10 protein-coding genes are annotated in these 10646 nt (G+C 42.3%); 5 read left to right on the forward strand and 5 right to left on the reverse strand.

Going from position 1 to position 10646, the window contains the following annotated elements; translation table 11 throughout:
- Positions 1-179: 179 nt before the first annotated feature.
- From KQI58_RS21885 to KQI58_RS21900, 4 genes are all read right to left on the reverse strand, one after another.
- Positions 180-1229 carry a PTS sugar transporter subunit IIC gene (locus KQI58_RS21885; RefSeq protein ID WP_216411053.1) on the reverse strand — a complete coding sequence of 350 codons (1050 nt, stop codon included), beginning with the start codon at positions 1227-1229 and terminating at the stop codon, positions 180-182.
- Between the two features lie 131 nt (positions 1230-1360).
- The gene (locus KQI58_RS21890; RefSeq protein WP_216411054.1) at positions 1361-2668 is read right to left on the reverse strand and encodes a PTS sugar transporter subunit IIC; all 1308 of its coding nucleotides are present in this window, start codon (positions 2666-2668) and stop codon (positions 1361-1363) included.
- A gap of 54 nt (positions 2669-2722) precedes the next feature.
- A complete protein-coding gene (locus KQI58_RS21895; RefSeq protein ID WP_216411055.1) occupies positions 2723-5101 on the reverse strand; it encodes a glycoside hydrolase family 9 protein in 2379 nt (792 codons plus the stop codon).
- A complete protein-coding gene (locus tag KQI58_RS21900) occupies positions 5094-6059 on the reverse strand; it encodes an ROK family protein (RefSeq protein WP_216411056.1) in 966 nt (321 codons plus the stop codon). Before KQI58_RS21900 ends, KQI58_RS21895 begins: the two co-directional genes overlap by 8 nt.
- Before the next feature lie 180 nt (positions 6060-6239).
- On the opposite strand from KQI58_RS21900, the gene KQI58_RS21905 reads away from it, so the two are divergent.
- The 5 genes from KQI58_RS21905 to KQI58_RS21925 all read left to right on the forward strand — a co-directional run bounded on the left by KQI58_RS21905 (position 6240) and on the right by KQI58_RS21925 (position 10378).
- Positions 6240-7298 (forward strand): LacI family DNA-binding transcriptional regulator, encoded by a 1059-nt coding sequence (locus tag KQI58_RS21905; RefSeq protein WP_216411057.1) that lies wholly within the window; start codon positions 6240-6242, stop codon positions 7296-7298.
- Positions 7299-8105: a Cof-type HAD-IIB family hydrolase gene (locus tag KQI58_RS21910; RefSeq protein WP_216411058.1), complete on the forward strand. Its 807-nt coding sequence runs from the start codon at positions 7299-7301 to the stop codon at positions 8103-8105.
- Positions 8106-8128: 23 nt separating this feature from the next.
- Positions 8129-9229: an SIS domain-containing protein gene (locus KQI58_RS21915; protein WP_216411059.1), complete on the forward strand. Its 1101-nt coding sequence runs from the start codon at positions 8129-8131 to the stop codon at positions 9227-9229.
- Between the two features lie 350 nt (positions 9230-9579).
- A complete protein-coding gene (locus KQI58_RS21920; RefSeq protein ID WP_216411060.1) occupies positions 9580-9771 on the forward strand; it encodes a hypothetical protein in 192 nt (63 codons plus the stop codon).
- Positions 9764-10378 carry a Fic/DOC family protein gene (locus KQI58_RS21925; protein WP_216411061.1) on the forward strand — a complete coding sequence of 205 codons (615 nt, stop codon included), beginning with the start codon at positions 9764-9766 and terminating at the stop codon, positions 10376-10378. The genes KQI58_RS21920 and KQI58_RS21925 overlap by 8 nt, the downstream gene beginning before the upstream one ends.
- Positions 10379-10428: 50 nt before the next feature.
- Here KQI58_RS21925 and KQI58_RS23240 read toward each other — a convergent pair.
- A partial coding sequence (locus KQI58_RS23240) for a transposase (RefSeq protein ID WP_216411062.1) occupies positions 10429-10646 on the reverse strand: 218 nt, incomplete at its 5' end.

Here is a 10646-nt window from a genome sequence, read left to right on the forward strand (position 1 = left end):
GTTATTTGTGTCCAATTCCATTGTTATATCAACCCATTTCTTATATAGACTGATTATAACATGAGATAAAATAAAAAGGCAATATGCCTTAGGTGTCGGTTTTCGAGTGACCAAAGGCAACCCTCATACCGAATGGCATTCATCACCCACCTGTAGAGGATGGGCGACTTCTGCCTAAATTAATTAAAAATTACGGGCAATCCGAACATTAACGGTTCACTAATGTTAAAGAAGCTTGGGACCGCTCCGATTTTCGCGACTGCCTTTAAATCGGCTTTTTTAGAACCAATCAATACGGCGATAACTAACGAAACCATTGTAATATAGATATAGCAATCCACATAGGGCTGGGTCACAACGTTGGGAAGAGCCGTGCCATTTGCGTGTGCATCCATATTCTGTTGTAAGGAAGTCAATAAAACTGGGCCTGATACTGATCCAAGTACAAAGGGACCATGGATACCAAAGAAAAAGAGCAGACAAGATAAGAAACAATAGAAGGTAATTCCGAAGTAGCTCTGGAAACCACCCACCAAAGGCATTTGAAAAACTTTAGCGACCACATCAGGAATCGAAAGGCCACTTACATGACGGAGCGATACTTCTAAGATTCCAAAAATAATAGCAACGAACAACCCAGGCGCAAGGCCATTGAATGATTTTGCGATTGCCGGCGGGACACTTTCCGGCATTTTGATCTTCAATTTTTCACTGTTACTAAATAGAATAAACAAACGCACCCCGACTAACGCTGCAAAAATCCCTAAGAACAACCCTGTTGCGCTGGTGTTCGATTGGGCGAAAACGCCGGTAACCTGTGCCGTTTCTCCTGCAGGTGTATAGGCAGTGACTGTGTTGGGATTCAAAATAAAGAAACAGACAAGTGCGATTACGCCTTCTAAGTAGCCCTCTTTACCAAACGATTGGGCTAAGTGCAAACCAATCAGGAACGTGACAACCAACCCTAAAATTCCAATCGTTCCATTATAGATTTGACCGCCGATTTCCCGCAGTGCAACAAAATCTCCCAAGCTTCTGAGCAACCCATTCGTCGGATCCAAGAGTAAATTGTTAATCAAAATAAAGACCGAAGCGATGATCGTAAGCGGAATGGTACTAGCAAATGCATCACGAATCGCCGCGATGTACCGATTGCTTGCAAGCTTGTTCGCATAGTATACGGCTTTTTCACCAAAAGCGTCTTTGTTAAACCAACCAGTTTTTTCCATTTTTTCTTCTCCTTTATTAAATGATATTCAGTATAACTGCTCCATTCTCTCAAGCATTCATACCAATGACGGCAATGCATCTATTTTAAGAAAGGAATCCGTATTCTAATTGACACAGATTCCCTTTCTAATTATTTTTCTTCCATCTTATTTGAAATAAGAACGAACGGCATGTAAATGAAGACGCCCACAGCAATAATCACTAGCTGTAAAATCGCTGCGCGAATATCACCAGCAGTTGCTAGATATCCTGATAATACAGGCGGTGTGACCCAAGGAATCAAGATATAGGTCGGATTGACTAAATGTAAGTTCGTTGCAACATAAGCCAAGATTGTAGAAACCATTGGTACGATACAAAACGGGATCGCATAGACTGGATTAAAGACGATTGGCAGTCCAAACATGATGGGTTCGCTAATATTGAACAAGTTGGAGACACCACCCAATTTTGCGATCATACGTTGATCTTCTCTTTTTGAAAAGATTAATAGCGCAATGACTAAACAGATCATCGTACCGCCGCCACCCATATAAACATAGGCATCAAGAAATGGCTGAGTGACAATATTCGGAGCAGCAGAACCAGCGTTGATCGCCTCCACATTTTGCTGCAATGACGTCAATAGAATCGGACCAGAGATTGCACCAAAAACGAACGCGCCGTGAATCCCAAAGATAAAAACAAATGTTGATAAAAAGACATACATTAAAATCCCAGGCAAGGTTTGGAAGCCGCCAACTAATGGCGCTTGTAAAATATTGATGATAATTTCGGGAATCGTCAGACCTGTTGCAGTACGTAACCCTACTTCGACAATTGCAAATAAACTAATCGTAAGAACCGTTGGAATCAAGCTGTTAAATGATTTAGCAATTGCCGGCGGAACACTATCCGGCATTTTGATTTTCAAGCGATCATTATTCGTTAACTTGACTACTAAAGGGACACTGACTAAAGCTGCAATAATTCCTAAAAGCATCGCAGAAGCACTGGTATATGTTTGAGTTAAAGCCCCAGCTATTTCCAGCCCTTTACCGTTTGTTCCAGTCACATTGATTACGTTCGGTACCAGTACAACGTAAGCAGCTAAGGCAACAATCCCTTCCAAAGCACCATCAGCATCATAGGAGCGAGCCAGGCGTAACCCAATTAGAAACGTTACCATTAAGCCCAAAATTCCTAGTGTACCATTATAAGCCTGCACACAAATTTCAGAGATCATCGTGCGACCAGGAATTCCTCGTAAAAGCCCCGTCTCTTCTGTCAGTAAAACATTATTTATTAATAAGAAAAATGCTGCAGTAATGGTGATCGGAATGGTACTAGCGAATGCATCACGAATCGCCGCAATAAAACGATTACTCGCAAGCTTATTTGCATATAACGCAACTTTTTCTCCTAAAGCCTCTTTGTTGAACGTGCCATCTTTCATCATTGGTCTAAAACTCCTTCTTCATATTATGGAATTACTTTTCAAGACGCCTATCATTTATTCTTCAATTTTCATTAATTCTGCTACTAACGACAACCACTTACCGGCGACCCCAACCCATACCTCTTTATATGTGGCATTGTTGAACTGCGGCCAATAGGGCTCATCCTCATTGCCGAAGGTCTGCATCCCAACCGGCATCTCGCCGGTGATCTCCCCAGAAGAAACTGAGTATTGCTGCGGATAGTTGTAGCCTTCCCCATAGATCATGGATTGTCCGAAAGGATTTTTTCCGACCATCCATTGCAACTGCTGATCTGCTTTATCCAGTAGCGTTTGACGATCAAGCAAACGTCCCATCACCGCGGCACTTTTACCTATTGAGAGTAAAATGCCATTGTTGCCGCGGAAAGAGAACCAAACTGGGAATCGCTTGATGTATAGACCCTCACCGATCTTGATTCCTTGCTTCAACTGTTCCTGATAGCTTGTTTCTGCCTCGTCATCGACTAATAAATGCTGTCTGTAGAAGCTTTCCTTCTCCTGCCATTCGTCCTCACGGTAAATGCCGCTGGCGTACATGGGATAAGGATCGGTAAATCGTCCTAGATAATCCAAATAGTCCCCATAGTCATTTGCCTGTTTTAACCATTCGGTCCTTTTTTCATGTTTTGGTGAAGCGGCTAAAGCTTCTTCGAAAGCCAAAGCGTAGAGATGCTCTCTGGTTTGATGATTAAAGTGCTGGAAGACTTTATGACTCTCGTCGCGATAAAACATGCCTTTAAGCATGGTGCCATCTGACAGTTCAAGCCCTGCTTGTTCCTGACAATGAAGCAACTCTTCAAACCATTCAGTCATTTGCTCTTGATACACTGCTTCTCCCGTCAGTCGATGCATGAGCGCTGCTGTCCAAGACATTGTCGCTAAGAAGAGACTCTTCGATGTATTGTAGGTATGTTCCCAGAAAATCGGTTCATGCGTGAAGCCCGTTTTCTTAAAGCCAGCAAGCGCATATGAATAATCTTCCTGCACCACCTGCAACAGCTGCGGTCTCATGGCGTAGTCCTCCGGCAGCGACTTGATTATTTTGGCTAACAAACCAGTGATCAAGAAATTATCATACGGACTGTTATGAATCCGTGGAACTGCATCGTCCATATTTCCAATACGATTGTCAGTCCAGCGAGTGATTCCCGCGCTAGTCACGCGATCGCCTTCATCCAAACGAGTCTTTAAGATGAAATCAACGCCCCATTCGCCTTCTTCGATCAAGCGTAGATACAGCTCTTGTTGGTCTTTCACTGCTTCCGCTGCTTCAAACAAGCTGCTAGTCACTTCGGCCGTTTGAACCAATTGCTGTGAAAGATCGCCAGCATCGTGCCAGCCGCCATTGAAGCTGACCAATGAACCTTTATATTCGACGGTTAAATCTTCATGACAAGTTCCGTGAATACCGTGGACCGGACACCCGCAGCGCTCGCAGAAAATAAAGTTCAAGGACTTCCAAATCGAAGCTGTTTTTAGCATTGAAACGGTTCCAATCTGAAAGTTTGGCGTCTTTGTTGCGCCAATTTGTAAATAATAGCTGCCAGGTTCGTTTAGCGTTGAAAAATCCAACAAACCAAAGGTGCCTGTTTCTGTCGTGATGGTTTGAATTTCTGCTTGGAATACGACGTGCTTGTCTGTTTTTACTTCAAATATTGCTTCTGCGAAATCTTCGCGATTAATAATGGCTGTTTTAGAATAATCTGGATGATAACCGATATGAGAAAAAATAATTTCTTTTCTTGGAACCTGCCAGCCTTTTGCTGACGTACTGTACTGGTTTTTCTCTAAAAACAACTTGCTGATGGTATAACTCAATTGTCCCTTTAGATTCATATAAGAACCATTTGCCCCAGTGAAGATGCGGATGCCTGTTACAACATCTCTTGGCAAATTGCTGATATCTAACACATACGTGCGTTGGGCCTGACCCTCCAAGTTAATCACGTGGGTGCCTTCACGATTATAAATATCAGGAATTTTGATTTCCCCATCATTTTCTAAAGTAATCGTGATGTTGGGATTGACTGCATTGATGCACTCAGCCGAAATGTCCAATTTGATCTGAGTAAAGTCCGACCAATCTTCTCTTGAAATCGGCAGGTACGCGCCGACCTCTCCAAAATTTACGTAATCGCCATCGTCTGGCGCCCCCTCTGCCCAACTGTCGTAACGCATTGGACTCAGTAACGTCACCGTTTGTTCGGTTTGCTTGATTTCGCCGCGACTATTTTTTAGTGGCTGCCAATTTTGAAAACTATCGGTCAACGGCCGCCGCGCTGTAATGACTTCTTTTTCTAGTTGTTGCTTCTCGAAGGACCGACTGCTGTCTAATGGCAGTGGACGATGGATGTAACCTGTCGCTTTTACATCTTGAATAAAATCACGCATATGTTTTCTTTAAGCCCCTTTCCATAATAAATGCCAAAGTTGCAGCACCTTTTAATGCTACTTCATTTGGGTTCAAGGTGGTTACCCGCATACCTTTTGTCACAAAACGGACGGTTTTGGCATTTAGAAACGTTACCAAATGTTTCAAAAACCAATCGTCATTCATCACGCCGCCACCGAAAACGACGGCTTCAGGATCGCTTACCCGCACCAAATTCATCGTCAAGGCTGCTACAGCCCGCAATGCTTGGTCAACTACTTTTCTAGCCAGCGGATCATTGGCTTCATAGGCTGTAATCAACTCTTGAAAAGTAACACGGCGGTCTTCTTTAATCGTTAGCATCGTTTGTGGATAATTCGGAGCAAATTTCAGGGTCTGATTATGCATCCCTAACCCTGAAGCGAATAGCTCCACACAGCCGTTTCTTCCACAGGTACATTGATCATCACTGTTCATATCTACGACCATATGCCCCACTTCACCAGCATTGAAATTGCCGCCCTTGATTAATTGATTGTCAGCGACTACTCGTGCTGCGATTCCAGTACCGATATTGATGTAAACAAAATTGCCAGTTTCTTGACCGATACCTAAAATACTTTCAGCCAGAGCCGCACTTGAAACATCATTCGTGATCCAACAGGGTAATTGAAAAGCTTGTGTGATTTCATCTGCTAATAAAATCGGCTTCGATAAACCTGGATGAATCTCTAGCCACTGCCCCTGATCTGTATTCACTCTGCCTACTACACAAATTCCGATACCGACTAGATCGCCTTGTATAATATGTTGTTGCAAGTAATTTTTGATTGCTAGTTTAATTTTTTCTGTTGCACTGCGTTGATCTACCACTGTTGATGGGTATTTCTCACTTGTGAGAATCTCACCAGCAGGAGTAACTTCGCCAATTAAAATCTTGGTTCCGCCTAAATCAACCGCTAAAGCTGTTTGTGTCATTCTGCACCTCGAATCTGGTAACGTTACCAAATTTAAATATTATGTTTCCGTTTTCACAGTCATAATAACCTGTGTATATTCCACCTGTCAATAGTTTTTTCAGCATTTAGAAACGTTACCAAAAATATCTTGCATTTTTTTCATTCCTCCCCTAAACTAAATTCTAGGAGGCGCTCTCTCATGAAAAAAAATATTACAATCAAAGAAATTGCTAAAGAAAGCGGTGTATCGGTTTCGACCGTTTCCCGCGTTTTGAATAACCATCCGTCTGTTTCGCCTGCTAAAAGGGCCAAGGTCCAAGCAGTGATCGAAAAAGAAGGATTCCAACCAAGTATGCTGGCCCGCGGGATGATCTCTAATAAAACGAAAACCCTTGCAGTTGTCGTTTCGGATATCACTAACCCCTACTTTACTTCATTGGTTTCAGAAATCGAGTTAGCCAGTGTGGAGCAAAATTATTCACTCTTACTCTTTAATACCATGACTGCCGGTCGTCAAAAAAAGGCGGATAGCAGCTTTGCCGAACGCGATACCTTTAATACAATTTTTGAAAAAAAGGTCGATGGTGTATTAATCCTCGGGGGTGAAATCGATCGGGACGAACCAAACCCTGATTATCTTCACACTCTGGAGCAGTTGAACAATCAAGTCCCTGTCCTGATCATTGGACAAAAACAGGCAAACTGCAGCTGTGAATTTATCGAACGGGATCTGGAAAAGGGGATCTTCCTTTCGGTTCAGCATCTTTTAGCTCTTGGTCATCGAAAAATCGGCTTTATCGGCGGTGAACCAAATGTCAAAATCACGACACAACGGGTTCAGGCCTTTGAAAAGGTTATCTCGCTCTACAGCACCTTTGATCCGTCATTGATTCTTTTAAGTGATTTCTATACAGAGGATGGTTATCAGAATATGGAAAGTCTTATCAAAAAAGGAGACCTGCCTGATGCAGTCTTAGCGATTAATGACCGTGTGGCATTGGGGGCTTTTCGTGCATTGGCTGATCATGACCTGTCTTGTCCAAAAGACATCGCGATCGCCAGCTGCGATGCTTTTCCTGATGGGGATTATCAAATCCCTAGAATCACGACGATCAATCAGCACAATCAATTTCTGGGCAAACAGGCTGTGAAACGCTTGCTGAAAATGATTAATGAAGAACCGCTGGACACCTTGGAGACGCATTCGCCAGATTTGATCATTCGCGAATCCTGCGGTATTGGAAGGAAAAGAGGATAGATGGAAAAACATTTAATTTTTATGGATATTGATGGTACCCTCGTTGACCGTGATCAGCAGATCTCTCCACGGACGCGATCTGTCGTCACTGAACTTCAGCAAGAAGGACACGAATTTTATGTCGCTACTGGCAGAAAATATTCCTCCGCGTATGAGATTGCCAAAAGCTTGACCGATAATACGCAGGTCATCGCTTCAAACGGCAGTGTTTACTCGATCAATGAGACCTTGCATAAGAAACGTTTATCGGATGCTGCTTTGGAATTTATCTATCAAACAATGTCAGCGCATGACTTGCCGATGTTTTTCTTTGGCGAGCATACGATTTTTTACACGCAGCAGCTGCCAAGCTATTTGCAAAAAAATGACCAATCGCGGATTGGCAATAGCGAAGAAGATTTTCTTTTTATTGACTCGCTGGAAACCTTGATGGCCATCAGCCAGCGAATCGTTAACGGGATCGTCATTGCGGATGAACGTGAAGCGGAGCTTGAACAGGTCCGTAAAATTTTGGAAGAGAGTCATTTGCTATCGGTCTCTTCTTCTCATCCCAATAATCTTGAGTTGATTCCCTTAGGCGTTAATAAAGCCACGGCGATTCAAGCCGTGCAAAATAATTTAGTGATCCCGCAGAAAAATATCATCAGTTTTGGCGATGGAATGAACGATCTAGAAATGCTGCAGGCATCCGGTGTCAGTGTCGCGATGGGCAATGCGGTAGATGAATTAAAGCGCCACGCTAAATTTATTACGAATACCAATGTAGAAGATGGCATCGCCAATTTTCTGATTGATTATTTCAGCTAAAAACACATTAGGAGAAATGAACTATGTCAAAACCAACCATGTTGTCATACATTTTAGAGGAACAAGAGAAATTAACCGCCGCAATCAATGCTTATCCTGCCAACATCGACGCGGCGATCAATGGATTGAACCTAGATGCTGCGAACTGGCTTGTTTTAGGAACTGGCTCTAGTATCAACGCAGCAAAAAGTGCCAAATACTATATCGAAAAAATGGCGGATGTAAAATTGGCCATTGAAGAACCGTATAATTTCACTCATTATGAAAAAATCGATCCGCAGCTGGAAGTGGTTCTCGGAATCTCTCAAAGCGGACAAAGCACCTCAACGATTGAAGCGATGGCAAAGATTACGAATCATCATGCCGTCCATACAATGGCAGTCACTAGTATTCCCAATAGCGAAATCACGAAGGTCACGACTTCGACTTTGGATATCCTCTCAGGACGCGAACGTGTAGGCTACGTCACACTAGGCTTTTCCGCGACTGTTTTAGCTTTGATGCTTTTAGGTCTGCGTATCGGCGTGAAAAAAGGCTTGATTACACCTGAAAAAGAAGCCGCTGAGCTACAAGAGTTTTTAGAGCTGACTAGCCGCTTCAATCATGTGATTGAACTGTCCACTCGCTTTTTTGAGACACATCGCAAGGATTTCCAATTGGCTCCCCGCTTCACCTCGATCGCCTATGGACCAGCGGTGGGAACTGCCAAAGAAATGGAGACAAAATTCTCCGAAACGATTCGCGTCCCTTCACTAGGTGTCGAGCTGGAAGCCTTTATGCACGGACCTTATTTAGAAATCAACCCCGAGCACCGCTTGTTCTTCATTGAGACTCCGGCAAAGCCAGAGATCATTGAAAAAGCTGGACTATTAAAGGCCTACGAACAAAGACATACGGAACACGTCTTTACCATTTCCTTGCGGACAAGTGCGGCCGAAGATCTGAATACGTTGGCCTTAGGAAATTGCACCGATGAGTTTAAAGCACCCTATCTAGCAATTCTTCCATTCCAGGTCTTTTGCTGGTATATCTCTCGAGAAAAAGGCATCGATATCACGAATCGAATCTTTACCGATTTTTCGCAAGCAGTAAAAAGTAAAACAGCCGTACAAGATTACGTGTAAACTTAGCCCCCTATTTGATTTGGCAAACCCCTAAATTTGCCAATCAATTAGACATAAAAGCCGCGCCACTCAAGATTTCTCATAGAGTGGCGCGGCTTTATTTTGCTATTTTCTCAGCAACTCGCCATGGTTTACTTGATTTTTATTCAGTGAATCGAAACTTTCCCCGCCATTGGTAACCAGCGTTAAAACAACATCGGCTTTTCCGGCCATCGAATTTTATCAAAATTTGCCTTAATCAGTATGGAAAGGAAGTTAAATTGTTGCTTTTCATACCGGTTCCCACTTCTTATATTTCAGTCAAAATGATGTATAATAGAAATAACAAACCAATAAGGGATGTGCTACTCATGACAACGCTAAATATTGATAAATCCAAGCTAACAATTATGGGGGTGCAATTTGACTCTCAAAAAGATTTCAAAGGTGTTTGGTACGCCTTGAGTACGAACATGATCGAAGGTTGGGAGCCTAAGAAACAGGACGTAGAAGAGATGAAGCAATACATCATGCAAAAGAATAAAGAGAAAATGTATGAGTAATTTCGATTCATATGAAGAGTACTACTATGTTGATCCTGAGAATGAGTATACTTATCCAGACTCATCTGTACTAAGAAACAAATTTAATATCAGAGAATTTGATGAACTAGTGAATCGAGAATATCAGTTGGTTAAAACCAATGCTTTAGATCTTTATCTTTCTCCGATTTTAGTTCATTCAATGAAGGATGTATGTAAAATCCATTTTGCGCTTTTTTCAGAGCTATACGAATGGGCTGGAAATTACAGAAAAGTGAATATCTCTAAACAAGGAAAGGCATTTATGGCCATGCAAGCTTTTGCTACTGGCGAGCGGTATATTGATTCTTTATTCAGTGATTATTATGATAATGCTCATGATATAGATCAACTATCAACTAAATTGGCAGTAATTTTGGATAACTTAAATTACATGCATCCCTTTAGAGAAGGAAATGGCCGAACGCAGCGCGAAGTTTTAAGAGTATTGGCTCTAGCAAAAGGATATGAGCTATTAATAAATGTTGATGGAAAAGATGAGGTTTATCAGCAATATATGGATGGGACCGTTCATTCAGATATAGAAACATTAGAGCAGCTGATCCGTTCACTGTTGGAAAAAATTTAGAGGGTGCGGCAAAAGTAGGGTTCTTTCTCAAGTTTGGTTATACAGGCCCTTCAAAGAAGATCGCTCAAGGAGAAATCTTCTTGGGTTGCCGAAAAAGCCAACAGACATTTTTTGGATAGATTGACTAATCCAGAACGACCATATACAACTCGTTTTATAAGCTTAAATTTGTTGTTATTACCTTCGACGAATCCAGAGCTTATACTATGGGATATCGCGTTTTTTATCGGGGCGATATCCCTTTTTATGCTCTGACAAAAAGAATCAA

The organism is Enterococcus raffinosus (assembly GCF_018917525.1).
GTDB classification, from domain to species: Bacteria; Bacillota; Bacilli; order Lactobacillales; family Enterococcaceae; genus Enterococcus_A; species Enterococcus_A raffinosus_A.